The organism is Pseudomonas sp. JDS28PS106, from assembly GCF_036706555.1.
Lineage (GTDB): Bacteria > Pseudomonadota > Gammaproteobacteria > Pseudomonadales > Pseudomonadaceae > Aquipseudomonas.
Map to the genome: position 1 here is coordinate 275,900 of NZ_JBAJGT010000006.1, position 25,477 is coordinate 301,376.

At 59.3% G+C, this 25,477-nt stretch carries 21 protein-coding genes, 1 tRNA gene and 1 pseudogene; 8 read left to right on the plus strand and 15 right to left on the minus strand.

Annotated elements, in window-relative coordinates; translation table 11 throughout:
• The 7 genes from TRP66_RS12705 to TRP66_RS12735 all read right to left on the minus strand — a co-directional run bounded on the left by TRP66_RS12705 (position 1) and on the right by TRP66_RS12735 (position 11,426).
• Positions 1-1,884 carry an extracellular solute-binding protein gene (locus TRP66_RS12705; RefSeq protein WP_333402728.1) on the minus strand — a complete coding sequence of 628 codons (1,884 nt, stop codon included), beginning with the start codon at positions 1,882-1,884 and terminating at the stop codon, positions 1-3.
• Between the two features lie 149 nt (positions 1,885-2,033).
• Complete coding sequence (locus TRP66_RS12710) at positions 2,034-4,754, minus strand: TonB-dependent receptor (protein ID WP_333402730.1); 2,721 nt, start codon at positions 4,752-4,754, stop codon at positions 2,034-2,036.
• 187 nt (positions 4,755-4,941) lie between these two features.
• Positions 4,942-5,343, minus strand: a complete 402-nt coding sequence (locus TRP66_RS12715) for an ExbD/TolR family protein (protein ID WP_333402732.1) — start codon at positions 5,341-5,343, stop codon at positions 4,942-4,944.
• A complete protein-coding gene (locus TRP66_RS12720; RefSeq protein ID WP_333402735.1) occupies positions 5,343-6,050 on the minus strand; it encodes a MotA/TolQ/ExbB proton channel family protein in 708 nt (235 codons plus the stop codon). Before TRP66_RS12720 ends, TRP66_RS12715 begins: the two co-directional genes overlap by 1 nt.
• 47 nt (positions 6,051-6,097) lie before the next feature.
• Positions 6,098-6,922: an energy transducer TonB gene (locus TRP66_RS12725; protein ID WP_333402737.1), complete on the minus strand. Its 825-nt coding sequence runs from the start codon at positions 6,920-6,922 to the stop codon at positions 6,098-6,100.
• 1,108 nt (positions 6,923-8,030) lie between these two features.
• Positions 8,031-10,832 carry a hypothetical protein gene (locus TRP66_RS12730; RefSeq protein ID WP_333402739.1) on the minus strand — a complete coding sequence of 934 codons (2,802 nt, stop codon included), beginning with the start codon at positions 10,830-10,832 and terminating at the stop codon, positions 8,031-8,033.
• A 165-nt stretch (positions 10,833-10,997) separates the two neighbouring features.
• Positions 10,998-11,426 (minus strand): GFA family protein, encoded by a 429-nt coding sequence (locus TRP66_RS12735; protein ID WP_333402741.1) that lies wholly within the window; start codon positions 11,424-11,426, stop codon positions 10,998-11,000.
• 141 nt (positions 11,427-11,567) lie between these two features.
• On the opposite strand from TRP66_RS12735, the gene TRP66_RS12740 reads away from it, so the two are divergent.
• On the plus strand, positions 11,568-11,816 hold the full coding sequence (locus tag TRP66_RS12740) for a hypothetical protein (protein WP_333402743.1): 249 nt from the start codon (positions 11,568-11,570) through the stop codon (positions 11,814-11,816).
• A gap of 126 nt (positions 11,817-11,942) precedes the next feature.
• On the opposite strand, the gene TRP66_RS12745 is transcribed toward TRP66_RS12740, so the two are convergent.
• The 3 genes from TRP66_RS12745 to TRP66_RS12755 all read right to left on the minus strand — a co-directional run bounded on the left by TRP66_RS12745 (position 11,943) and on the right by TRP66_RS12755 (position 13,760).
• A complete protein-coding gene (locus tag TRP66_RS12745; protein ID WP_333402746.1) occupies positions 11,943-12,521 on the minus strand; it encodes a hypothetical protein in 579 nt (192 codons plus the stop codon).
• A gap of 10 nt (positions 12,522-12,531) precedes the next feature.
• Positions 12,532-12,966, minus strand: coding sequence for a DUF3592 domain-containing protein (locus TRP66_RS12750; protein ID WP_333402748.1), 435 nt, complete (start codon positions 12,964-12,966; stop codon positions 12,532-12,534).
• Between the two features lie 341 nt (positions 12,967-13,307).
• Positions 13,308-13,760 carry a hypothetical protein gene (locus tag TRP66_RS12755; RefSeq protein ID WP_333402750.1) on the minus strand — a complete coding sequence of 151 codons (453 nt, stop codon included), beginning with the start codon at positions 13,758-13,760 and terminating at the stop codon, positions 13,308-13,310.
• A gap of 73 nt (positions 13,761-13,833) precedes the next feature.
• On the opposite strand from TRP66_RS12755, the pseudogene TRP66_RS12760 reads away from it, so the two are divergent.
• Positions 13,834-14,178 (plus strand): annotated as a pseudogene (locus TRP66_RS12760) (MerR family transcriptional regulator); the annotation flags it as partial.
• Between the two features lie 82 nt (positions 14,179-14,260).
• Here the strand turns inward: TRP66_RS12760 and TRP66_RS12765 are convergent.
• Positions 14,261-14,758, minus strand: a complete 498-nt coding sequence (locus tag TRP66_RS12765) for an HIT family protein (RefSeq protein ID WP_333402752.1) — start codon at positions 14,756-14,758, stop codon at positions 14,261-14,263.
• Positions 14,759-14,930: 172 nt separating this feature from the next.
• Between TRP66_RS12765 and TRP66_RS12770 the strand changes: the two genes are divergently transcribed.
• Positions 14,931-15,491 (plus strand): nucleotidyltransferase family protein, encoded by a 561-nt coding sequence (locus tag TRP66_RS12770; protein ID WP_333402754.1) that lies wholly within the window; start codon positions 14,931-14,933, stop codon positions 15,489-15,491.
• 116 nt (positions 15,492-15,607) lie between these two features.
• Here TRP66_RS12770 and TRP66_RS12775 read toward each other — a convergent pair whose 3' ends face one another.
• Both TRP66_RS12775 and TRP66_RS12780 read right to left on the minus strand, forming a co-directional pair.
• Positions 15,608-16,417: a hypothetical protein gene (locus tag TRP66_RS12775; protein WP_333402756.1), complete on the minus strand. Its 810-nt coding sequence runs from the start codon at positions 16,415-16,417 to the stop codon at positions 15,608-15,610.
• A 419-nt stretch (positions 16,418-16,836) separates the two neighbouring features.
• The gene (locus TRP66_RS12780; protein ID WP_333402758.1) at positions 16,837-17,817 is read right to left on the minus strand and encodes a LysR substrate-binding domain-containing protein; all 981 of its coding nucleotides are present in this window, start codon (positions 17,815-17,817) and stop codon (positions 16,837-16,839) included.
• On the opposite strand from TRP66_RS12780, the gene TRP66_RS12785 reads away from it, so the two are divergent.
• Both TRP66_RS12785 and TRP66_RS12790 read left to right on the plus strand, forming a co-directional pair.
• Entirely contained in the window at positions 17,803-18,510 is a 708-nt protein-coding gene (locus tag TRP66_RS12785; RefSeq protein WP_442965197.1) for a DUF998 domain-containing protein, read from the plus strand. The genes TRP66_RS12780 and TRP66_RS12785 overlap by 15 nt on opposite strands.
• Entirely contained in the window at positions 18,494-19,120 is a 627-nt protein-coding gene (locus TRP66_RS12790) for a pyridoxamine 5'-phosphate oxidase family protein (protein ID WP_333402760.1), read from the plus strand. The genes TRP66_RS12785 and TRP66_RS12790 overlap by 17 nt, the downstream gene beginning before the upstream one ends.
• A 262-nt stretch (positions 19,121-19,382) precedes the next feature.
• On the opposite strand, the gene TRP66_RS12795 is transcribed toward TRP66_RS12790, so the two are convergent.
• Positions 19,383-19,459 (minus strand) — tRNA-Arg (locus TRP66_RS12795).
• A 330-nt stretch (positions 19,460-19,789) separates the two neighbouring features.
• Here TRP66_RS12795 and gabD point away from each other — a divergent pair.
• From gabD to TRP66_RS12810, 3 genes are all read left to right on the plus strand, one after another.
• Positions 19,790-21,232, plus strand: a complete 1,443-nt coding sequence (gabD, locus tag TRP66_RS12800; RefSeq protein WP_333402762.1) for an NADP-dependent succinate-semialdehyde dehydrogenase — start codon at positions 19,790-19,792, stop codon at positions 21,230-21,232.
• A gap of 187 nt (positions 21,233-21,419) precedes the next feature.
• Positions 21,420-22,700, plus strand: a complete 1,281-nt coding sequence (gene gabT / locus TRP66_RS12805; RefSeq protein WP_333402764.1) for a 4-aminobutyrate--2-oxoglutarate transaminase — start codon at positions 21,420-21,422, stop codon at positions 22,698-22,700.
• A gap of 159 nt (positions 22,701-22,859) precedes the next feature.
• Entirely contained in the window at positions 22,860-24,188 is a 1,329-nt protein-coding gene (locus tag TRP66_RS12810; RefSeq protein WP_333402766.1) for a response regulator, read from the plus strand.
• Between the two features lie 162 nt (positions 24,189-24,350).
• Here TRP66_RS12810 and TRP66_RS12815 read toward each other — a convergent pair whose 3' ends face one another.
• Positions 24,351-25,346 (minus strand): GGDEF domain-containing protein, encoded by a 996-nt coding sequence (locus TRP66_RS12815; RefSeq protein ID WP_333402768.1) that lies wholly within the window; start codon positions 25,344-25,346, stop codon positions 24,351-24,353.
• Positions 25,347-25,477: the final 131 nt, after the last annotated feature.

Below are 25,477 nucleotides of genomic sequence, written 5' to 3' on the forward strand. Positions count from 1 at the left end.
TCATTGCTCCTGTGCTGCGGTGAGCTTGCCGTCGAGCGCGGTGAACTGCGCATGGGTCAGCGGCTTCGAACTGACCTGCCACCAGGTTTCCAGACCGACGTCGTAGACGGGTGCGGTTTTGGGCATGCCGAATCGGTTGGCGAATACCACGGGCGTGCCTTTGGAGTAGTAATTGGGGATCGTGTAGTAGCCCCATTGCAGGACCCGATCCAGCGCCCGCGCATAGCGCACCATCTCCTCTCGGCTGCCGGCGGCGACCAGTCCGTCGATCAATTTGTCGACCGCAGGGTTGCGCAGCACCATGGCGTTCGAACTGCCGATTTCGGTTGCACTCTGCGAGCCGTACAGGTTGTAGAGTTCGCGTCCCGGCGAAATCAGAGGATTTCCGTTGCGAGGCAGACTGACCACGATCATGTCGTAGTCCCGGGCATTGAGCCGGTTGACGTATTGGGCCGAATCGATACGCCGGAAGTCCAGATCAATGCCGATCTGCGCCAGCGTGCGTTTGAACGGCAGTACCAGCCGATCGAAACCACCCTGACCATCCAGAAAGGTGAAGCTCATGGCTTCGCCGGCAGCGTTTACCAGCTTGTTGTTCTTCGGATGCCAGCCAGCCTCGGCCAGCAACTTCAATGCCTGCAGCTGCTTGTCACGCATGTAGCCGCTGCCATCGGTCCTGGGAGGTTGGTAGACCTTTGTGAATACCTCGTCCGGAATCTGCCCGCGCAGCGGTTCGAGAATTTTCAGCTCGGCTTCATCGGGCAGTTCAGTTGCCGCCATTTCGCTTTTGGGAAAGTAACTCTGCTCGCGCACGTAAAAGTTGCGCATCACCCGGCGATTGACCCAATCGAAGTCCCACAGCATCGACAATGCTTCACGCACCCTGCGGTCCTGAAAGACCGGCTTGTCGAGGTTGAACACAAACCCCTGCGCAGCCACCGGCCGGCGTTCGGCAAGGATGCGTTTTTGCAGACGCCCGTCGTCGATGGCGGGGCCTGCGTAACCGACGCTGTAACCGGCGGAAGAGAACTCCCGGTTGTAATCGAAAGCACCGGCCTGCAGCAGTTGTCGGGCGATTTCAGTGTCGCCATAGAAATTGACGGTCAGCGTGTCGAAGTTGTAGAGCCCGCGGCTGACCGGCAGATCCTTGGCCCACCAGTCCTTGACCCGTTCGAAGGTCACGCTGCGTCCGGCGTCGACATGCGCTACCCGATAAGGGCCGTTGCCCAAGGGGGGCTCGAAGCCGCCGCCGTTGGCGAAGTCCCGGGTCTTCCACCAGTGCTCGGGCAGAATGCGCATGCTGGCAAGGTCCAGTGCCAGCGAGCGGTTGAGGTTGTTCTTGAAATCGAAGCGCACCTGCAGCGGCCCTTCGATGACCACGTCTTTCACGTCGGCATACATGGGGCGGTAGCTGAAGCTGGCTTTGGTGGTCAGCAGTTCGAAGGTGTAGCGAACATCCTGAGCGGTAACCGGAACGCCATCATGAAAGCGTGCTTTGGGATTGAGATAGAAACGCACCCACATCCCCTGCGGGTCTCGTTCCATCTTCTCGGCGATCAGGCCGTAAACCGTGTAGGGCTCGTCCAGCGAGCGGTACGCAAGCGGTGAATAAACCCAGGCATCCAGTTGCACGACGTTGATGCCCTGATCGACGTACGGGTTAAGGTAATTGAACTGACCGATTTCTTCGGCGGACCGAGTCAACGACCCGCCTTTCGGAGCATCGGCATTCACGTAATCGAAGTGCTGGAAGGCCGCGGAATACTTCGGGGCTTCGCCGTAGACAGTCAACGCGTGACTCGGCGCAGCCAGCAGGTTCTGCCAGCCGCTGCACAGCGCAAGGCTCATGAGCAGATGGCGCAGGAAACGGGGTGGATACAACATGTGGGGCTGTCCTCGTACACACTGAACGACGGGGCCTGGCGGCGCAAAAATCCTCCGGCCCGGGGGAAGGTGGATGAGACCTGCCGGGCTGGAGGTGCGAAGCGCAATCGGCAGCGCGGCACGCTTTTTCAACATGCCGCGCGCTTCCCTCAGAAGTGGTAGGTCATGCGTGCGAACACCGTGCGGCCCAGCGGGTCGGCGTAGCGAGGGTCGTAGCCGGCCTGAAAGTTGTACGCCTGGTTGGAGAACGGCGGATCACGGTCGAATACGTTGCGCACGCCTGCGTCCACATCGAGCACCTTGTCGAAGGTATGGCCGACCGACAGGTCCCAGAGCGTGTAGGACGAGACCCGGTCGTTAGTGGTGCGGTCGTAATCGTTGTAGCCGCTGGTGAAGCGGTTGGTGATGGATGCACGCGTGTCACCCAGCGTCCAGCTGCCGATCAGTACGTGTTTCCAGCGCGAAATCACGCCGTCGCCCTGAAAGTCGCCCACTTTGTCGGTGTAAGGGCCATCGATGATGTTTTGAAAGTCATAACGGCTGACGTAAGTACCGGTCATGCCCAGCCCGAATTGGCCGAATGGCGTGTTCGGGAAGCGATAATCGAGGGTCACGTCGACGCCGCTGGTCTTGACCATGCCCAGGTTGGCGTTGCCGGTCACGATATTGGCAATCGAACCGTCGGGGTTGCGAATGAAGCGATCGGCGTAGGTGACGGGATCATCGAACACTGTCGACTCGGGGAACGACTGGATCTGGTTGGATACCTTGATCCACCAGAAGTCGAGCCCCATGGACAGGTTGCGGACTGGCTGATAAACGAAGCCGAGCGTTACGTTGCGGGCTTTCTCCGGTGCCAGTTCGGTATTGCCGCCGCTGTTGTTGAGAAATTGCTGGTTGCAGTCGCGTCCGGCGTTGCCGCCGGGCTGCACGGTTCCGCCAGCGCAGAGAACCGGATCGTTATAGTAACCCTGGCTGAAGGTCGTGCTGCGTGGTGCATAAAGTTCGTACAGGGTGGGGGCGCGGAAGCCTTCGCTATAGGCACCGCGCACGACCACTTCCTTGAACGGCTGGAAGCGGAACGAGTATTTCGGGTTGGTGGTACTGCCGAAGTCGCTGTATTTGTCGTGGCGAACGGCAGCGGTCAGTTCCAGGCTGTCGAGCACTGGCACGTTGAGCTCGGCATATTCGGCTTTCACGCTGCGGTCCCCGGCGACACTGGCTGTGGCGTCGGCTCCCAGGCTGCTGATGTCGTTGACGAAGGCTTCGTACTCCTGATGCATTTTCTCCTTGCGATACTCGCCACCCAGCGCCAGCCCGGCGGGGCCTGCACCGAACCAGTCGCCGATCTCACGGCTGAAGCGCGCATCGATACCGGCCACCCGGCCGACTGCACTGGAATACTGACCGTGATAAGTGTTGGCATCGATCAGCGCCTGCCCGGCTGCGGTCTGCGGCCCGAACGGGTTAAGGATGCCGCTGGCCAGGCCATCGATCATCGCCGCGTCACTGACGTACCCATCCGTGACACTGGAAATCACCTTGCTCTGGTTGTACGAGGCACCGACGTTGTAGTCCCAGCCGCCGACCAGACCATCGAAGTTGAGCAGGAAACGCTGGCTGGTGTTCTGGTCGCTGGAGCCTCGGGGGCCCGCGGCCGTTTCACGCCAGGCGGTGTCGACAGGTTGAGTCGGATCGATCGCCCAGTCCGTCGGCCCCGGCGTGATGCCGTTGCCGGGATAGAACGGCGAGGATGAGTCCAGCGATAGGCCTGTCAGCGGAGCCGGGCCGATGTCGGTATGGTTGTTGTTGCGAGCCCAGAAGTATTCGAGGCTGACGTTGTGATCGTCGGCGAGCTTGCCGGTCGCGCGACCAAAAAACGAGGTCTTTTCGGTCTGCGGAATCAGGTCGATGTATTCGCGGGTGCTGAAGCGGCAGATGCCGTTGCTGGCGATCAGACTGGGACCGCTGCACGCCGTGCCCAGCGGGTTGGCCGCGTTGTCGCCCTGGTAATAGTTGCCTGGGTAAGCGGTGCCGGAGGTCTGATTCAGGCCTCGGCCGGGCGCATAGTCGGTCGCGAACTTGCGGTCGTTGGCGTCCAGATTCTGCTGCTTGTTGTAGTTGAAGACGCCCATCACGTTGAAGCGGTCTTCCTCCAGATCGCCGAAGCCCCAGCTGGCGCTCATGTCCTTGGTCGCACCGCCGCCGCTGTGGGTCGGCGTCTCACCGCCCAGGCTCAGGGTGCCGTCCGTCAGCGATTTTTTGGTGATGAAGTTGATCACGCCACCGATAGCGTCGGTGCCGTAGAGCGCCGATGCGCCATCGCGCAGCACCTCGACACGGTCGATGGCGGCAAAGGGAATCATGTTCAGGTCGACGCCGGCACCGTTGGGCGTGCCGACACCCGACAGGGCATTGTTCGCCAGGCGTCGTCCATTGAGCAGGACCAGTGTCTTGTTGGCGCCGATGCCGCGCATGTCGGCGTAGGATGCCCCGCCCGTGCCTGCGCCGACCGAGCCGGCGCTGTTGTTCATCGACTGGCTGCCGGTGATGCGGCTGACCAGATCCTGGGTCGTGGTCACGCCCTGTTTCTTGAGGTCGTCGGCCCTCAGGATGGTGACCGGTACGGCGGTTTCAGCATCGACGCGGCGAACCGCCGAGCCGGTGACTTCGACACGTTGCAACTGAGTCGTCGCGGGTACGACGGCAGCGCTTGAGGACACGGCTTCGGTCGCGCTTTGCGCTTCGACGTCATCGGCTGCATGGGCGCCGCTCATGCCAACGGCCAGCGCACAGACCAGCGCGCGCTGATGACGCCGGACCGCACGGGCCAGCGGTTTGAGGGTGCAACCGGGAAGATTCATCAACATGGTTATTTCCGACTTATTCCAGACGTTATTGAAATGGCCTTGTGAGCCCTCTTGTCCCGAAGCGGTTGTGCCGACCGGGATTTCCACTGCTTTGCAGCAAGCCGCTCCCCTCAAGAAGCCCGAAGGCCTGCAGATGAAGGGGTACACAGGGTTGAGCCGCGGCACCTGAGGGCGCCGGGCTTTCAGATCATTTCGAGGTCATGACGGATATTCGCGTGATGCCCGAGCGCTCAATGGATGCCATTGCCTTGGCGACCTGGCCGTAGTTCACGGCGGTATCGGCCTGCAGCTGGACGCGAATCTCCGGGTCCTTGGCCTTCTCGTCCTGCAGGCTCTTTTCCAGCAGCTCGGGAGCAATCTCCGATTTGGCGAGATAGAACTTGCCGTCCTGGTCGACGCTGACCACCACCGGGTCTTTCTGCTGGGCCGGTGCCACTGAGTCGGTCTTGGGCAGGTTGACCTTGATCGCGTTGGTCATCAGCGGTGTGGTGACGATGAACACCACCAACAGCACGAGCATCACGTCCACCAGCGGCGTGACGTTCATTTCGCTGAGCACTTCATCGCTGTCTTGAGTGGAGAAAGACATCAGCTGGCCTCCCGCACGGCGTGCGCCGATTTATGCCCGATGGGCTGACGGCTCACCGCGAACGCGCTGCGTTGGGCAAGAGAGTCGAAGTCGTGGGCGAAGTCGTCCATGTCCGCGACCGCCAGTTTCAGACGGCGCAAAAAGAAGTTGTAAATCAGCACCGCCGGCACCGCGACGGCGATGCCTACACCGGTTGCGATCAGCGCATGCCCGATGGGGCCGGCGACGGCTTCGAGACTTGCCGAGCCTGTAATGCCGATGCTCTGCAGCGCCTCCATGATTCCCCAGACCGTGCCGAAGAGGCCGATAAAGGGCGCGGTGCTGCCGATACTGGCGAGCACGGCTTGTCCGCTTTCGAGGGATCGACGCTCTTTCTGGATCTGCTGGCGCAGGTTGCGCTCAAGACGGTCGGAGCGGTTGATGGTGTGAGCCAGTTGCTGGGTGGTGCGGGGATTTTCCTCGACCGCCATCGCTTCGAAGCCGCTGTTGGCGATACGGGCCAACGAGCCTGGGTACTGCGAAGCGTGCTCGGCGGCGGTCAGCAGATCCGGTGCACTCCAGAACGCTTTGGCAAATTGTCTGTTCTGGCTTTTCTGACGCAAGTACTGCGCCGACTTGATCAGCAGCAACGCCCAGCTCAATACCGAGAAAAGAATCAGCGCCCAGAGCACGGCCGGGACGATCAAAGCAGAAAGCGATTCATTCATGATTTACACCTCACCCGCGTGAAAAGTTGTCGGTTGTGGCCGCCGGATCATTCCGGAAGCTTGAAGTCGATGGTTTGGGTCGCGAAGCCTTCTATGGGCGTGTCGCCGCGCTTGGCCGGAATGAATTTCCAGTTCCGCACCGCCTCTACGGCCGCCTCGTCCAGCGCGGGCTTGCCGCTGGATTTGGTCACCTCGACCGACCCCGCGCGGCCGTTGGGCAGCACCTTGATGCGCAGCACCACGCGTCCCTCCCAGTTACGGCGTAACGCCATGGCCGGGTATTCCGGCGGCGGGTTGCCCAGGCTCGCCAGCCCGGAAACGGCGGCGGTTTCCTTGGCCGGTGCTGGAGCGGCAGGCGGAGCCGGAGCCGGTGCTGGAGGCGTGGGCGGGCTCGGCGCAACGGGCGGTGCCGGTGGCGCTGGCGGCGCCGGTTTCTTCACCGGTTCAGGTTTTTTCACTGGCTTGGGCTTCTCGACCCTGGGTTTCTCCACCGGCTTGGGCGGCGGCTTCACAGCGTCAGGGTCCTCGACCGGTTGCTCGGGCTCCGGAGGCGGAGGGGGCGGCGGCGGAGGCGGCGGTGGTGGTGGTTCAGGAGGTGGTGGCTCGGGCGTCGGCGGCGTTGCACTGGCCAGTTCGATGGTCATCTCCGGCACTTTCGGTGGCACCTCCGGAAGTTCGGCCTTGGCAGTCTGCATGTACCACCACAAGGCACCGTGAATCAGCACGGACGCTGCGACCAGGACAATCGCCTGCGGCTTGTTGAGCCCCCCTGGACGCGAAGCGTTGGCTTTGAATGGAATATCCGGCCATGCCAGAGCAACTTCATCCTCTGGTGGAGTCGGCACTGTCTTCCTGATTACCGAATCATTCATTAACGCTCCCTCGAATAATTGAAGGGCAATAGAACTCCGTTCGATCATTACTTGAATGTTCGATCTGAAAGAGCTGCACGTTGGTCGGCGTACAAGCGGCTAGCTGCCCAAGATCTATATGGACTTGATCAGCGGTTGTTTAACATCATGGAGAGAGCATCGCGCATACCTGTTAGTTGTTGTGTGAGACAGGTTGTCTGGGCGTTTACCTGAGTCGCTTATTGCAACCGCTCTGCAACCGTTATGCCAGAAGCGTTGAGATCGCCAAGTCAAAATGCCCGATCTAGAGCAGATGTCGCATTCCTGTACGTTTATCGTCAAAAAGTGCCCATCGCATTCTGACGCTTATTTATTAAGTCGCTGGCGCTGTAAAATCGGGGGCGAGTTTCTCCGCGCCGCGTTCTGATGTTGATCAAAAACGAGAAATTGTTAATGTTGCTGAATAACTGCACCAATAACGGTTAGAGGATACTAACTTGGTGCATGGTGACTATGTGGTCATGTTTATGGCCTTAGTTAAAAGTGCGAATCTGTTAAAGGTCAGCAACTCGCCCTGGCACGGACGGATGACTGTTAGTTGCTCTAATGCTGAAATGACAAGCAGCCGATTGCTCTAACGGGTCACGTTAGTTGTGGTCGCCCATGACAGGCGTGACTGATCCTTGCCGATGAAAAATCAGGCAAACATCGATGGAGAGGTGTTGGGCCTCGTGCCTGGGGCAGGGGCCATTCGAATCAGGTCACATGCGATTCGCGCGATTGCGCAGTGCGCAGGACGGCTTTCGAGGCCGGAGCGGGGGATTTGTAGGAAACGGCAAACGACATCAGCGAATACGGCACGTGTGGATCTCCTTATCTGAGGCCGAGCTTGTGGTCCGGTCTCTGCACTGTTAATGGACGCTGTAACGTCCGTCCTCTGCAATATGGTGCGGGTAAGCAGCCTCATTGCAGGAATCTGTGGTACGGGCGTTCCACAAGAAAAATCTGTGCCACTTTGTGTTCGTTTGTATCAGAGGCTTTACAGAAAGGGATGAGCGGCAGAGCAGAATAAACGCGCCCGGCGCGAAGGTGCGTCGGGCCGCGTTCGTTCAGCTCAGGTGGGGAAGGGTCAGCCGACGCGATCCAGAACCGTATCCAGATTATCGCCGTCGCCTTTGTAGTCATCGTGCTTCACGTCATCGAAGCCGCGTTCCGGCAGGTGGCCTTCGCCTGCGTAGAACTCGTATTCCTCACTCCGGTAATCGAAGATGCCGACGTCGTCCGGCGCGTCGCGCTGGCCGTAGTTGTACATGTATTCGTCAAGGAATTCGTAACGCTGCGCGCCGTCGCCGGTCAGCAAGCCCTGTTCTTCCAGCTTGGCGAACAGGTCCTGCAGGTCGTCGCGGTGCTTGTCCATGCGGTTGTTGTGTTTGATGTCCTCGATGATGAGGAACGGCGTCAGCGCGACCGTCAGCGCGGCACCGACCCACAACAGCGGACCGGCCAGCGCCCGGGCCGCGGCGCTGCCGAACAAGGCCGCGATCTGCGCGCCGCCGCCCGCCAGGTTGAAAGCACCCGAGGCCACGGTGATCGCGCCCTGAGCGATCACGCTCTTGTCACCGGAATTGGCGCCCGACTTGATCTTCAAGCCGCCGAGCACCAGATCGGCGACGCCGGTAAAGGTGTTGGCACCGGCGTCCATGACCCGCAGGAACGCCGATACCCCCCGCGACGTCGGCGTGCTGCCCTTGAGGCCCGGATTCTTGGCGAAGCCGTCGCGGAAACCGTCCGTGACCTTCGTCAGGTCTTCGTCGGAAAGCTGGAGCTTTTCCGCCAGCTTTTCCTTCTTGTCGATCGGCGCGGCGTCGATGGCGGCGTTGAAGTCTTCGAACAGCTTCTTCAGGTCACCCTCGACGATGCTGAACGGCCGGCCATTCACTGGCTTGTCGGTCCCGAAGATCTGCGGCAGCGACTTGTCCAGGCCCATCATTTGATTGAGCTGGGTGCCGCGCACGTCGTCGATGATGTTGGTGCCCAGGTTGACGAAGTGCTGGCCCGCGCCCAGTACGCTGACGAAATCCTTCGCGATGGCGAGGCGCTCTTCCGGGGTATCGGCCAAGGTGCCGCCCTTGCCCGCCAGCTGGTAGATGCCGGAGGCCAGCGAAATCAGGCCGCCCGCCGAGCCCAGCATGCCGTTGGAGTTCAGCTCGCTGATGGTCTTGAGCATGCTGCCGTGGGCACCTTCCGGGATGCTCTTGTAGATATCCTTGCTCATGACCTTGTCGATATCGGCGGAGGTCACGGTGCCGTTTTTGGCAAAGGTCGCGCCCAGTTCCTTCAGGGCTTCGCCAAACGCTTTGGCGGTCTGCTTGTCGCCCAGGAACTCCTGCACGAAACGCTCGGTTTCCACGGTACGACGAGCGATGTCCACACCGCCTTTCTTGAGCGTGGTGAGCAGCGTCTTGATGGTGTCCTGAGTCGCCAGCACGGTGTTTTCGTCATTGATGCCGGACGGGTCCTTCATCAATTGATCGAGGTCCATCGTCAGTCCGTCGATCTGGATCGACTGGGCGAACTGCGCGGCGGTGTCCGGATCGAACGCCGCGAGCGACGCGTATGTCTTGCCGATATCCGCTTCAGCCAGGCCCGGATTGTCCTTCTTGAGCTGGTTGATGTAGAGCATGTACTCCTCGGAGAACGCTGTGCTCTTGAGGTCTTCGAAAATCTTGTCGCGGTCGGGCAGGGACTCCAGCGCTTTCTGCTGCTGGGTCTGGAAGTCCTTCTGCACGGCTTCAGTGCCGAACAGATTGCGCATCGATTCGTCGACCTTGACGTCATCGATGATACTCGCCAGGTCGTCGGCGCTGACCTTGGTCGTGCTCTGGCCCATGGACATGTCGAGGACGACCATATCCAGCCCTTCTTCGGAGGCGGATTTGGCGCGCAGCGTGTTGTACAGCTTGGCGCGGTCGTCGTCCTTGCCGATCGAGCCGTTGTCAATGCCGGTTTTCCATTCGGCCAGCAGGTTCTGCCAGGTCAGCTCGGACACAGTCAGCTTGCGATTGGAGTCGTTCGGATCGCTGGTCGTGGTTTCCATGCTGCCCACGTCCTTGCCGCTCGCCGACAGATCAGCGTCCTTGCGGGCTTCGTCGATCTTCGCATCGTCATAGCGACGCGATTCGTCGGTGGATACCAGGCGATCGTACAGGTCCGGGTTCATGTCCTGGGACACGATCACCTTGCGACTGCCGCCCTTGCCGTCGAAGATCTCCGCGCGCACCAGGCCGGGACCGACCTCGTTCTCGATGCCGATGGTCGCGCCGCTGATGTCGGCGTCGGTGAACGGGTTGTCCTTGACCAGCTCGTAACCGTCCTTTTCGCTGCTGGCGATACCTTCCAGGGTCTTGTCCATGCCGCTCAGGGTATCGAACAGCTCCGGGGTCAGCTGGCGGGTGGCGACCAGATTCTTGCCGTCCTTGAGCATGATCAGCATGACGTCGTCATTGGCCGGGTTGCGCTCGATCTCCTGAATGTCGCCCAGCGCCGGCGCCGAAGCATCGCCGCGCATGATCTCGGCGCTGTGAACGTCGTCCTGAAGTTCAAGGTATTCCAGGCTATCGGAAGACTTGTTCAGCTCCGACAATTTGCTCAAGTAGTCGAACAGCTTGGGGTTCACATCACGCTTGACCAGCACCTCGGCACCGTCGGCGGATACATAGCGCAGCGTGTCGGCGCCTTCGCTGGTGACCTTGGTTCCCAGCACGGGAGGCCAGACTTCATTGTCGGTCGCGACCCGAGGCTCCTTCTTGTCATTGCCCTTGCTCCCCGCTTCCAGGGCCATGGCGATGACTTTTTCGAACACACCCTCGATGCCGCCCGCTGGCTCCGGCGATGGGGTTCGCTGCTTGACGTTGAGATTGTCGATAGCCACTTCTTGTCTCTCCCTTTTATTCACGTCCGGGCGCGGCAAGCATCGTTATGACGAAGCGCGCGTGGCGGACAGAACCGCCATGGTCGTCAGCCGACATGTCGGTTGAATGACATGGTCGTGCCTGCGCGACGAACGTGGCGGTGGGAAAGATTTATGAGGCGCGTTTCAGTTGTCCTGACTGTCCGCGCCATGCTGGGCAAACAGCTCGGCGCCGGTCAGTTTCTGGGTGTCGTTAGCGAAGGCGTAGAAGTCCGGTTTCTCCTCGATGAAAACCTCCATTTCGAACGACCACGGCTGCCCGGCTTGCTTGAAAAGGCCGACCGGTACGCCATAGAAGCCGCCGTCCTTCATGCGATAGAACAAATGGCTTCCGCATTCCGCGCAAAATCCGCGCTCGGCCCAGTCGGATGAAGAATGAACCCTGACACTGCCTGAATCCGCGAAGTGCGGAGGCTGACTCGTTTCTACCATCATCGAAGGACCACCCGCCCAGCGACGACACATCCCGCAATGGCAGACGCCGACCTTGTGGTTATCCAGCGTCACCTCGAACTTCACTGCACCGCACAGGCATTCGCATTGTTCACTGCTCATCGCGTACCTCCTTCGTCATGGTCGTCGGTCTTGATCCGATCAGCATAGCCTCGGAGTGACAGATGACCGTCCGTCATGTGAATTGCACTCACGCGCCGAGGGTATTTCCAAGGAGAACCTACCTTGGATCAAGAGGCATGTATGGAATACCAAGAACTGGAACGCGAAGTACTGACCCGCCTGCTGCACGCTCACCCAAGCGGCCTGGGCAAAGAGATCTTCGACAACTATCGGGGGGAGAAGGCTGTCTTCGAAGTCATCAAGCACTTCCAGCAGAAGAACCTGATTCAGGGCAGTCCAGCCGACCACAACGACGCGGAGTCCGCGCTCCAATACCCCATCAAGCTGACCAGCGCGGGCGTTGACGAGGCGAAGAAGCTGGAGGGTTGAGGCGGAAAGCGCGACTGGGCGGGTTCGCGTGCGGGCCTGCTCAGGTTTGTAGCAGCAGCCAGCGCGGGTTCGTGCTGGCTAGCCGCTTAACTATCCATTGCTGTGCGGATTACTGAAGCCAGTCGATCAGAAAAGCCCACCTAACGAAATTGTCGCACCCCCGCCAGCCTGTAGGCCCACGTTCAATCCGGCTGCAATGATGACGCCTTTGGCCGAGCGCAGCAGGCGTCCTGTACTGTCGTGAGGCAAAAGCATGTTGCCCACAGGCGTCAGCGTGGCGGCTGCCATGGCCAGCAGCTTGGGATCGAGGCCAAATAGCATGGCCGAGCCGCTAGCGCCACCGAGCAAGCCCACGCCCCCTTCGATGAATACACAGGCGCCCTGAAAATCCTCTCGGACGAGCCCTCGGGCAGCGATCGAGTTGGCTACCAGCACCTGGCCGACTGCCGGGAAATCTTCGCTTGCGCCCGCAGCGCCGACGCTTTTGCCTCGTACATGCAAATTGACCTTGCCGAACCGCGGCAGGCGAGCGCCGATGCCCGCGCCCACACCGACCGAACCATAACGAAACTGCTGGTCGACCCCGTTGGGATCGGTCAAGGTCAGCGCGCCGCCGGCAGCAGCTGCGAAGACTACGGTCAAACCGCCACCGCTGGCGGTCTTGTAACGCCAATCGCTGACGCTTACGGGTAAGGGGATGTGCATTTGAATTTCCTTATAAAAGCCGCGCCGTTCGACGTCGGCGAATCCATGCAGCCAGGTGATAACCGCCTCCCACGATAGACACGATGGCGAAAAGGCCCGTCAGCAAGCTCGCTCCCCACAGCGCGCCACGATCTCCAATGATCGCAGTGCGGGAAGGGGATTCCGGGCGGTAGAAAACTGTTACTGAGTCGCCCACCTCGTAGCCGAAGATCAATCCGTTTTCGGGATAGCTGATGACTTGTCCCGTTGCGTCGGTGAAGTCAATTTGCGGATGGCTGCCACCCGCGTTCAGAGCGCTGACATGTCCTTCGGCGCGTTGTGCCAGAGCCAGAAAGTCCAGTCGGTCTGTAACCATCCAGAATGTAAAGCAGAGCAGGCACAGGCCCAGCGGGATAAAAATCAGCACGCGAAGCAGGTCGCTTCGAGAGGATGGCATCGCGGCCATGACGGGATCCTTGTATCGTCCGTGAAACGCGCGTATTGCAGCGGACTTGCGGGGAGGCGTCAACCGGACAGAGCGGAGTAAGCGAGGCCAATGCGTGAACTGGGCCTACAGAAATGAAAAAGGCACCGCGTTTGATAGCCAGGGCCTTTGTCTGGCTATTGTCCACCTGCAACCATCAAGGATTACGGAAAATTACAGTGGGGACGCGTAGCCTGTATTCAGTGACGCACTCGCGGAATTCGAACCCACGACCCCTGCCTTCGGAGTCCTGAAAGTCGGCGTTTGGAATCAGTACTTTAGCGGGGGTCAGCTGGGAAATCGGGTTGTTTACATGGGACATGTCATCTACTGCGCACCAAGACTAGACCCATTAGAGCGTGCGTACGCTCGCACTCTTTGAGGCTGCTTATAGGCAGCACTTGCGCGATGGCAAAGAGTACTTCGAAGCACGTGAAGCCCAGGATCAGGAAGCTGGCTCCGTGGGCCACAGCAAACAATTGCCAGGTAGCGAACAGTATTCTCGCCAGTGCGTCATACAAACCGATGCTGCGGCTCGGCTGCAATAATCGCCAGATCGACCAGACCACCACTACGCTGCTCAGCAGATTGGCCAAAAGCAGGGCGGTAATGTCCAGTGTCGGTGCTGCTCGCTCTAATCCCAGCGCAGCGGACAGCGCTGCGAAGCCTCCAAAAATCATTGATGCCGTCCAGGGCGTCATGAAGCCTGCGGTGACCACCAGGTCGTAGAAAGCACTGAGTCGAACAACTTGTAGATTTCTATTTACGCTGATCATATTCAACCCTCACAGTTTGAGCCCGCAGGCTAAAGCCTGGTGTTAGGTCCAGAGTCAAGGGAGAGAATGACTGATGCGGATCGGAGAATTGGCAGCAAAGATGGAGGTGTCAGTCGATACCTTGAGATTCTATGAAGAGAAAGGCCTGATCAAGGCGGGCCGTGCTGCCAACGGCTACCGGTTTTATTCCGAGCAGACCGCACAGCTGGTTGGGTATATCAAGCTGGCGCAGCAGCTTGGATTTTCACTACGGGAGATTGGCGAAAACCTCCCACTGCTATGGAACAGTGAGGGAGCTTCAACGGATCTCCTGGCTCAATTATTTGAAGAGAAGATCGCTTTGCTGGATAAGCGGATCGAACAACTGCATGGTCTTCGTCGTCTGTTGGCCGAACGAGCCGTGCAAGTCTGTCCATTGGTGGAAGCCAAGCCGATTGATGCGTTCTCAATGGCTGCTTTCGACCCAAAGCGGCCGGTCGCGAAGCCTGATCTTATTCAGGTCAACCAGGCTGCTGAAAATTCAAAGCGCTACGCAGGGTCGCAATCACGTGATCAACGGAGGGGCCTTGTACCGGTGGCGCCACAGGGCGCTCACAAAACTCTCGCCACACAAACAGTGTCAATTCTGCGCCATCTGTTTGCGGCAGCGCACTGTCGTTCGAACCGAAGGTTTCTAGCAGCCTGTACCTTTCGTCTGCCCAGAACAAGGCTTCTACCCAGGCATAGACCGGGATGAAATGGAAGTGAATAGAGTAACCAGCATCATGCCCATAGCGGCCGATGTACAAGCGTTTTGGCTGTAAATGATCTTCGATGGTTTTCTGGACTCGCGCCTGCAAAACACCCAACTCCGCTTGCGCTTCGGTCGGTAGTGCAGCCAGGGAATTGGTCATCTGCTTTGCACTGAGCATTAAGTAGCCTGGCAACGCACTGTTTATGCGGTGATTGAGAACCCAGTACCTGGATTCATGGATGATGAAGCGAGACGGTATGTCCATGAGGCGGCCTTGAGTGGATCTGGCGCAGGTTAGCATTGAGATACACCGAAGTCCGCTCCTGGCCGATTGTTGCCCTCCACGAAGGGCTGCTATCGAGCTTCGCTGGGTATTCACTGGTCTCGACTTCGTTCAGCTAAACTCAGCCCTCTGCACGCCACCAAGGATGGCACCCATGAATTCACTCATCGATGAGCAGCTACTTGAGATCATCCGTCAAAACCCAATAAATCGAGAGCTATTGGAGATCCTGCCAACACTCGGTATCCCTCATTCCATGCTGGTCGCAGGCGCTTTGTTCCAGACGTTCTGGAATCACCGCTCGGGACAACCTCCCGAGTGGGGTATCAAGGACTATGACATCGCCTACTTCGACGCTGACTTGTCTTGGGAAGCGGAAAACCGGGTCATAGCACAGGCTCATCAGGCATTCTCGCACCTGGGCGTCAACATTGAGATACGCAACCAGGCCCGCGTCCATTTGTGGTACGAGGGTAAATTCGGTGGCACCTATTCACCGCTGAAAAAGGTAACGGATGGTATCGACCGATATCTGATTCGGTCGACCTGTCTAGGCGTTGACGCTTCTACAGGTAAGCTCTATAGCACTCATGACCTGAACGACCTCTTGAACAACTGGCTCAGGATGAACGAGTTGAATCCACGTCCAGAGTTATTCAGGGCAAAAGCTGCTAGCTACCAGGCGCGTTGGCCGTGGCTTCAATTGGTTGAATGAACGTCCGCAATGGGTCGAAAGCAGACGGTCATGGCTGACCGCAATCGACCCTAAGCGGACGGTCGCCAGGCAGGAGTGGCCCATGCCCGCGAAACTGAAGTGATGTATATCGATAACTATGGCGATTTGACCGCGATAGTATCAGCTACCACACTGGGTATGCCTTCAACAGTAGGTCGGCAGGCATCATCGAATATGTAACTTAATTTGTGATCCCCGTATCCCATTGCCCATAAGAATAGTTCAGCGCCCAGTGCTGAGGGCTGGCAAACAACTCCTCCGTCATTAGCGGTTGGCACCCGGCCTTTCATATGCTCCAGTGGGCCATATATAAATTCGCCTTCAATCAATCCGTCGTTATATAAGCCGAAAAATGTATGGCGCAAAAAAGCGTCGTTGTTGCTAATTTCCTCGGGTGTAAATTCCATCGCTTGAACATATGTCTGAAATGGGAAAAATATCTCCATTTTTGGCCGGTCATCCATGTTGAAATGATAGCCCTGATTTCTAAATAAATCTTTGATTGTTGCGTATATTAAATAGTGTGTTCTGAGTTGGTATGTGGAAAGGTTCTCAACCAGCTTGGCCATGCGAGCGCCTCGATCATCGCGCCCTCGTTCTGTTCGAGAGGAGGCAAGTACCCCGCCAAAGTATTCAACAGACAGTAGGTCATCATTGAATGATCCATCATTCATTATCGTCTTTAAAACTTTCGGAGGAATAATTCCTGGTTTTTCGCGCTTCTCACCAATTTTCTCGTCAGCTCTTTTGAAGATCTGACCAATATTATGCATTCGTTTCTCAGTGAAGTCTTTTAGACCGCCGCCCAAATAATCCGCTGTCGGGCCTAGTAATTTTTCAAGACCGTCTTTTCCGAGATATGCGGCGATAGCCCCTAAGCCAACTGCGGTTATCGGTTCTGGCATGTTATCCCCTTCGACCTGATTACTGTTAGATTGGTAGTTTGCGTGATACGTCGAGCAATGCCCCATGCCCATACTCTACCCTGAAAGAGGCTTCTAAGCAGTGGCTTGGGCAAAAAAGCACTGCAAGGCGAAAGAGACAGTTGGAGAATCACCCTTGGTGCGAGGCTAACGCTCACGCCGGCTGGCTTCAACTCTCGACGTCGTGTCTTATCAGCGTCCGCTCATGGCCGCCACCAGACGGTCTCGACAGGCCGCTATCGCCAGGAGACAGCAGCCCCAACAAAGACATCTTTCCCTTTTCCGCCCAAAAGCTGAACCCATAAACCAGGGTCGACCTACAGCATGGGTTTGCTTCGTACGGGATGCAGAGTCACATCTCTCACCAGGAAATCTCTCTATGTCATTACGCGGCGCGCCGCCTAGCCGGATTGGGCTTCTTCGATAAGCCAGCGCTCGAAGCTCGCCAAGGCCGGCGCGGCCGTCTCGCTCGGGCGCGTCACCAGCACGTACCGCTCACGCAATTCCGAAACCTCTGGCCAGGGCGCCGCGAGCCTGCCCGCCGTCAATTCTTCCTCGACGTAGCGCTTGGGCGCCAAGGCCATGCCGAGGCCGGCCTTCACCGCTTCGATCAGCAAGGCGTAACGATCATAGGTCGGCCCGGCCAACTCGTTGCAAAGCGGCAATCCCGAAAGCGTTGCATAACGCGCCCAATTGTTGGTGCTATCGAGCTTGTGCATCAGCGGCATGCTCGCGGGTGCAACCTCAGCCAGGCGGGGATGACAGACCGCGATCATTTGCTCGTCGAACAGCGGTTGCACTCTCATCGTGTGCCAGACCGGATGGTCGTAGTTGATCGCAGCATGCAGTCCGCTCTCTTCGAATGAAAAAGGCTGTGTTCGCTCGCGCAGGTTGATCTCGATATCGGGATGGCGCGCGCGAAAGCGCGCCAGACCTGGAATCAGCCAGCGACTGGCCAGGGTCGGGATAACACCGATCTCCAACGAGGTGGCGCCCTGCGCGTCCGCCATGAGCTGGCGTGTATGACGCTCTATATCCGCTAGCGCTGTACGCATCTGCGATGCATAACGGGCACCGGCCGGCGACAACACGACCCGGTTGCCCGCCCGATTGAACAGCCGCATGCCCAACAGCTCCTCAAGCTTTGCAATCTGCCGGCTTATCGCGCCTTCAGTGAGCGACAGCTCCTGAGCGGCTTTGGCGAAGCTCCCGTAGCGCGCAGCAGCTTCCAGCGCGAGCAGTGCGGTAATACTTGGCAAGCGTCTGGTCATCTGCGCCGTCGTCCTTTCCCTGGCGCGACAGAATGACGCACGCGCAAGCTCCCTTGCAAAAAAATCGGTAACCGTGGGAGGACGAGGCTCACTAGCATGAAGAAGCGTCACACGAGCGTGACCGCTGACTGCCATGACAAGGAATGCTGCATCGTGAATACCGCTGACAAAACACTGCTACGCCTCGGACTGTTAATCCCATTCTGGCTTTTCACCGGTGTGACGCTAACGGCTTTGGCGTATCCGGGCTACAGCCATATCGATCAGGCGATGAGTCAACTGGGCGCGATGGATACGCCCACGCACGCAATATCGCCGTGGGTTAACAACCTTCCGCTCGGGGTCCTGTTCCTGCTTTTTGGCGCAGGTATTGGCCGGCGCTTCCGCAGGGCCGGCCTGGCGCGGCTGAGCGCGCTGCTGATCATGATTCATGGCCTGGCAAGCCTCGCCACTGGACTGTTCTCCTGCGATGCGGGATGTGCCCCACCGCAGCCGTCGGCATCACAACAAATTCATAACGCGGCCGGCCTGATAATGTTCCTTTCGCTAACCCTAGCCACTGGACTATGGGCAATACTGGGCAAGACACTGCTTTCATCGAGCCGTTTTGCGTGGTTCTCGGCCATTTGCACCCTCCTGGCCGTTATCACGGTTGGCCTGATGGCCCAGGCGGTTGAAAGCGGGCACGGGTTCGGCTTGTACCAGCGGATCAACTATGGCATCTCCGTACTCTGGATCGCAGCGCTTGCCTGGATGGCCCTGAATACGGTTTCTCAAGGAGCTGGATATGACCGTGAACGCTGAGAATCGCGTGGAAACGTTCGAAGCACTTGAAAGCCTCTATGGAGACGTGGCCCGGCCGTCGATACTCAAAGAGGCCGACCACATCCATCCCGTTTATCGACCCTTCATCGAACAGGCATCGTTTGCAGTGCTGGCCACGGCCGGTCCTGGAGGGCTGGATGCCTCACCCCGTGGCGATGCGCCCGGGTTCGTGCACATCGTCGACAGCCGCACCCTGCTGCTGCCTGACCGACGTGGCAACAACCGAATCGACAGCTTGCGAAACATCATCAGTGACCCGCGAGTGGCATTGATTTTTCTGCTTCCAGGCATCGGCGAGACGCTGCGTATCAACGGGACCGCCGAGATACTCGCCCAGCCCGAGCTGCTATCCCGGTTTGCGGTACGGAACCAGATGCCCAAGTCAGTGCTGCGCATCTCGGTCAACGCGGTCTACTTCCAATGCAGCAGGGCAATCATCCGGTCTGGGCTCTGGAATCCCGAAAATCACATCGAGCGTGCGGCATTGCCGACACCTGGCCAAATCCTGAAGGCACTGTCCGAATCGGAAATCGACGGCCAGGCCTATGACGAGGCGCTGCCAGGGCGTCTTGCCACGACGTTGTACTGAGGGAACATGGGCGCCAGGTACTTGGACGCGTCGCGTCGATGATCGGGCTGTCGGATCGACATGCTCATGGAAACGGGCCCCTACGGCGAATTTGCGCTTCCCACTGTCCTTTATTAACAGCCAGGCCGCGATTCCTGATTGTTGCCATTTCGACCATTCCCGCCACGCTTGAGTGTGGCAAATTTGTGGCAAAAACGACTTTCAGGACTAGGACAGGTTTCTGTCAGAAGCGCTAACCCCTTGTGACACAAGGGAAAGAAGATGGCGCACTCGGCGGGATTCGAACCCACGACCCCTGCCTTCGGAGGGCAGTACTCTATCCAGCTGAGCTACGAGTGCAACGCGGGCGCCATGATACTCATCCCGAAGGCAGGCGTCCATGCTGGTGATCGTCTGTTGTTGATTTCCCACGTTTTTATCGGAAAAGGAGCACCGTCCGGGCCTTTTTCCGGCGCCTGATCAGGCGTTCTTTTTTTCGAACGCCTATTGTCCTTTGCCCCCGCAGTCCCTAGGATTCGTTTGACATTTCAAACGCTCGTGTCCGAGTTTTCCGCTATTTGCGACGTGCTTCGCAGGGCCGCTGAATGTTTTCCTGGTGATGACCTCAAAAGAGGTCCATCGAAACCGATAGTTCGCTCCGCCAAGCGCGGTGCTGTTTAGGAGGCCGACATGCAGCTCAAAGATTCCCGACTGTTCCGCCAGCAAGCCTACATCAATGGTCAGTGGCTGGACGCGGACGGTGGTCAGTCGATCAAGGTGAACAACCCGGCGACCAATGAAATCCTCGGCACCGTGCCGAAAATGGGCGCGGCTGAAACCCGTCGTGCCATCGAGGCGGCCGACGAGGCGCTGCCGGCCTGGCGTGCGCTGACCGCCAAAGAGCGTGGCAACAAGCTGCGTCGCTGGTATGAACTGATGATCGAGAACCAGGACGACCTGGCGCAGCTGATGACCCTGGAGCAGGGCAAGCCGCTGGCTGAATCCAAGGGCGAGATCGGCTACGCCGCGTCTTTCATCGAGTGGTTCGCCGAAGAAGCCAAGCGCGTCTACGGTGACGTGATTCCGGGCCACCAGCCTGACAAGCGCCTGATCGTGCTCAAGCAGCCTATCGGTGTCACCGCAGCCATTACGCCGTGGAACTTCCCTGCCGCGATGATCACCCGCAAGGCCGGCCCGGCACTGGCGGCCGGCTGCACCATGGTGCTCAAGCCTGCTTCGCAGACGCCTTACTCGGCGCTGGCTCTGGCCGAGCTGGCTGAGCGCGCGGGCATTCCGGCCGGCGTATTCAGCGTGGTGACCGGCAGCGCCGGCGAAGTCGGCGGCGAGCTGACCGGCAACCCGATCGTGCGCAAGCTGTCGTTCACCGGTTCGACCGAAATCGGTCGTCAACTGATGGCCGAATGCGCCAACGACATCAAGAAGGTCTCCCTGGAGCTGGGCGGCAACGCGCCCTTCATCGTGTTCGACGACGCCGACCTGGACAAGGCGGTCGAGGGCGCGATCATTTCCAAGTACCGCAACAACGGCCAGACCTGTGTCTGCGCCAACCGCATCTATGTGCAGGACGCCGTCTACGACGCCTTCGCCGAGAAGCTGAAAGCGGCGGTCGCCAAGCTCAAGATCGGCAACGGCATGGAAGAGGGCACCACCACCGGCCCGCTGATCGATGAGAAAGCCGTCGCCAAGGTCAAGGAACACATCGCCGACGCCGTAGGCAAAGGCGCGAAAGTCCTGTCGGGCGGCAACACCATCGAAGGCAACTTCTTCGAGCCGACCATCCTGGTCAACGTCACCAAGGACGCGGCTGTCGCTCGCGAAGAAACCTTCGGCCCGCTGGCGCCGCTGTTCCGTTTCAAGGACGAGGAAGAAGTCATCGCCATGGCGAACGACACCGAGTTCGGTCTGGCCTCGTACTTCTACGCCCAGAACATGAGCCGCGTGTTCCGCGTCGCCGAAGCCCTGGAATACGGCATGGTCGGCATCAACACCGGTCTGATCTCCAACGAAGTCGCGCCGTTCGGCGGCATCAAGTCGTCCGGCCTGGGTCGTGAAGGCTCCAAGTACGGCATCGAAGACTATCTGGAAATCAAATACCTCTGCCTGTCGGTCTGATTCCGGACGGTTCAGAGGTATTGCAGCCGGTGGCGCGCGAGAGCGACGTGTCATCGGCTTTTTTGGCAGTACCGTTACTCACGGCAGTCTGAAGCTGCGGCAGTCGATCATCGTATGCTGTCGCAGTGGACCCAGGCCGCTTGATCCTTGAACCACGCCGACCGATGAGCGGTGAATGAGGAAAAACATGAGCAATACTAACGAATCCCTGATGCAGCGCCGCCAGGCGGCTGTTCCACGCGGTGTGGGCCAGATCCATCCGATCTTTGCTGCGTCCGCGAAGAACGCCACAGTTACCGACGTAGAAGGTCGTGAGTTCATCGACTTCGCCGGCGGTATCGCGGTGCTGAACACCGGTCACCTGCATCCGAAGATCGTCGCGGCCGTGCAGGAACAGCTGACCCGCCTGACCCACACCTGCTTCCAGGTTCTGGCCTACGAGCCGTACGTGGAGCTGTGCGAAAAGATCAACGCCAAGGTGCCGGGCAACTTCGACAAGAAGACGCTGCTGGTCACCACGGGCTCCGAAGCGGTGGAAAACGCCGTCAAGATCGCACGCGCCGCGACAGGCCGTGCTGGCGTGATCGCCTTCACCGGCGCTTATCACGGCCGCACCATGATGACCCTGGGTCTGACCGGTAAAGTCGTTCCCTATTCGGCCGGCATGGGCCTGATGCCAGGCGGTATCTTCCGCGCCCTGTACCCGTGCGAGCTGCATGGCGTGAGCGTCGACGATTCGATTGCCAGCATCGAGCGCATTTTCAAGAACGACGCCGAGCCCAAGGACATCGCCGCGATCATCATCGAGCCGGTGCAGGGCGAAGGTGGTTTCTATGTGGCGCCCAAAGAGTTCATGCTGCGTCTGCGCGAGCTGTGCGACAAGCACGGCATCCTGTTGATCGCGGATGAAGTGCAGACCGGCGCGGGCCGTACCGGTACGTTCTTCGCCATGGAGCAGATGGGCGTTGCGCCGGATCTGACCACCTTCGCCAAGTCCATCGCTGGCGGCTTCCCGCTGGCGGGCGTGTGCGGCAAGGCTGAATACATGGATGCCATCGCCCCGGGCGGTCTGGGCGGCACCTACGCCGGCAGCCCGGTCGCGTGCGCGGCGGCACTTGCGGTGCTGGATGTGTTCGAAGAAGAACGTCTGCTGGACCGCAGCAAGGCCGTCGGCGAGCGTCTGGTATCCGGCCTCAAGGCTATCCAGGCCAAGTACCCGGTGATCGGCGACGTGCGTGCCTTGGGTGCGATGATTGCCGTGGAGCTGTTCGAGGGCGGTGATTCTCACAAGCCGAACGCAGCAGCGGTGGCGCAGGTGGTTGCCAAGGCGCGGGACAAGGGCTTGATCCTGCTGTCGTGCGGCACCTACGGCAACGTTCTGCGGGTGCTGGTCCCGCTGACGGCCGAAGACGCGCTATTGGATAAGGGTCTGGCGATTCTTGAAGAATGCTTCGCTGAAATCGCCTGAAAACTGGCTGGTCACGAATTGATTAAATAGTGACCAAACGCCCGAAAAAAGCCCGTTTCGACGGGTTTTTTTCGTTTGAATGAGGGTGTTTTGATGGTTTTGGCTATATCCGGGCCAAGGCTTTGGCTAAGGTGAGTGCATCGATGTCGGAGATCCGTGATGACAGAACCTGCCATATCGCGCGTATTGATCGCTGAATCCGATCCCTGGGTTCGCGAGACGCTCAGTGATCTGGTGCTGGGTGTGCGTGCCGACGTCGAGCTACACATGTGCAACGACGGCAAACAGGCTGTCGAGTCGATGAAAAAACACATACCCGACCTGATCATCGCCGCCCGCGAGTTACAGGGTGTCGATGGTCTGAGTCTGCTGCGCGGCGTGCGCAGCCTGCGCCGACAACCCGCGATACCCTTTATCCTGATCAGCAACCGCAACGACAGCGCCAGTGTGCGTGAAGTCCTGCCGCTTGCGCCTACCGCCTATCTCACCAAACCCTTGAACACCGATGGCCTGCGCCAGCGACTGGAGGGGTTGTTGCTGGAACGCCGCACGCCCGCGCCGGGAAATGTTTCACCCCTGGCGCCGGGGCAGACGCTCGACAAGTTCATGGACAAGCGCCGCGATAACGCCGATGGGGCGCCGCTGTTCGTGGACGTCGCCACGGCGCTCCAGTTGAGCCAGGGCGCCGCGGGAATCGATGCCGTGCTGCTGGAGCAGGAGCTGCGCAACGATCCGCATATCACGGCGGTGCTGATTGCGTCGGCCAATACCGCCGCTCAACATCTGGGCAAGCCGGTCAAGACGCTTAGCGGGGCCATTTCAGTGCTGGGCGCGGCGCAGAGCGCCAACATCGTGTCGGGGCTGTCCAGAAAGCGCATGGCGGTCCTGACCCATGATGCGCTGCTCGCCAAGGCCCGTCAGTTCTGGACGATGTCACAACGGACCGCCAACTACGCGCGAATTCTGGCCGGGATGCTGGAGCTGGATGTCGAGCGCTGTTTCTGCGCCGGATTGCTGCAGTCCCTCGGTGATCTGGCGGTGCTGGGCTGTCTCCAGGAGTGGATGCAGGCGGGCGGCGAGCTGGACGATACGATGATCGATCGGGCTCTGGAACAGTATTCCGCAGCGTTCGGCTCGGCCTTGCGCACCCGCTGGCGCTTGCCGTTGGAGCTGCGTGAACTGATTGCGGCGGTGTATCAATACAACACCGGAATTTTCACGCGAGAAGTACTGGCGATGAACCTCGCGGGTCAGATGGCGCGCCTCGGTGAACAGGAAAGCGTGACGACTCTGCTCAAGACCAAATCCGCCAAGCTGCTGAAACTGAGCGTCGGGGATCTGCAGCGGCTGCGCAAGAAGCTGACCGGGGTCACCGATCCGAGCGTGCTGGCCTCGATGCCGCCGATGCCTGCCGTGGTCGAGGATGAGCCGGATTTGCTGGACCTGGCGCCGGATATGGCAGAAGAGGAGCCGAAGGGGTCGGAATAGCGCTCACAGGCCTATATCGATTCGCAGGATGCGCGCCGCCTTTGTAGGAGCGGCTTCAGCCGCGAAGCGGACTGGCGAACGACCCGGATGTAGGGCTGCTACGCAGCCCATCGCGGCTGAAGCCGCTCCTACAGGCCGGAGTTGATCGTAAGATCTTTATGCTCAGACCAGCACGATCTGGTTCTTGCCCTGACGTTTGGCCTGGTACATGGCGCCATCGGCGCGGGCGTAGAGGGATTCGAGGCTGGCATCGTCCAGGCCGAGGTTGGTCAGCCCCATGCTGGCGGTGACGCTGAACGTGACCGTGCCGCACTGGAACTGCTGGCGCTGGATTTCGCGTTGCAGGCGTTCGGCGATCTGGATAGCCATTTCCGGCGCGCAGCCGGGAAATACCGCCGCGAATTCTTCGCCACCGATCCGACCGAACAGATCGCCACGGCGCAGCGCCGAGCGTCCGCTTTCGGCGATACGCTGCAAGACCGTGTCGCCTTCCTGGTGTCCGTAAGTGTCGTTAACCAGCTTGAAATCATCGATGTCCAGCAGCAGAAAGGCCAGCGGCGTACCGTTGAGCCGCGCCAGTTCGAACTCGCGCTGGGCGCATTCGAAGAAGTGCCGCCGGTTGCTGCTCTGGGTGAGCACGTCGGTGGTTGCCAGTCGCTGCAACTCGTCTTCGAGCTGCTTCTTCTCGGTAATGTCTTCCGCGATGCCGACCACGATCAGACGCTGGCCTGCGTCGGCACGGTGGCTGACAAAGCATTTGTCGCTCAGCCAGCGGACTTCACCGTCGGCACGAATGATCCGGTATTCGCGGTCTTCGATAGAGCCTTTTTCGATTACCTCGCTCAGGCTTCGCTCGGCGTAATTCAGATCATCCGGATAGATGCTGTCGCGCCATTCGCTGTAGTCGGCCAGCAGCAGGCCTGCCGAGCGACCGAAGATACGTTCGTAGGCAGGGCTGACATACACCATGCGCTGGGTTTCCCAGTCGAAAGCCCAGAGTACGGCGTTGACGCTTACCAACAGCGAACTGAAGAGTTGTTCGCGCTCGCTCAGGCGCGCGACCTCGGCTTGTGCATGCATCAGCGCCAGCAGCGTTTCTGCTGCGGCTGGCATGGTTGCGTCAGGAGTAGAAGGGGGTATCGGGGTGTGTTTGTCCATGAGCCGGATCTCGACGCGTGCGGCCATTGCCGCAACATCACCCAAACGATCTTGGGTAGGCTCATGAGATAGGAATTACGGGGGGAAGTTCCGGATCAGGCGCGCCCCAGGCGGGCGCGCTGATTAACGGC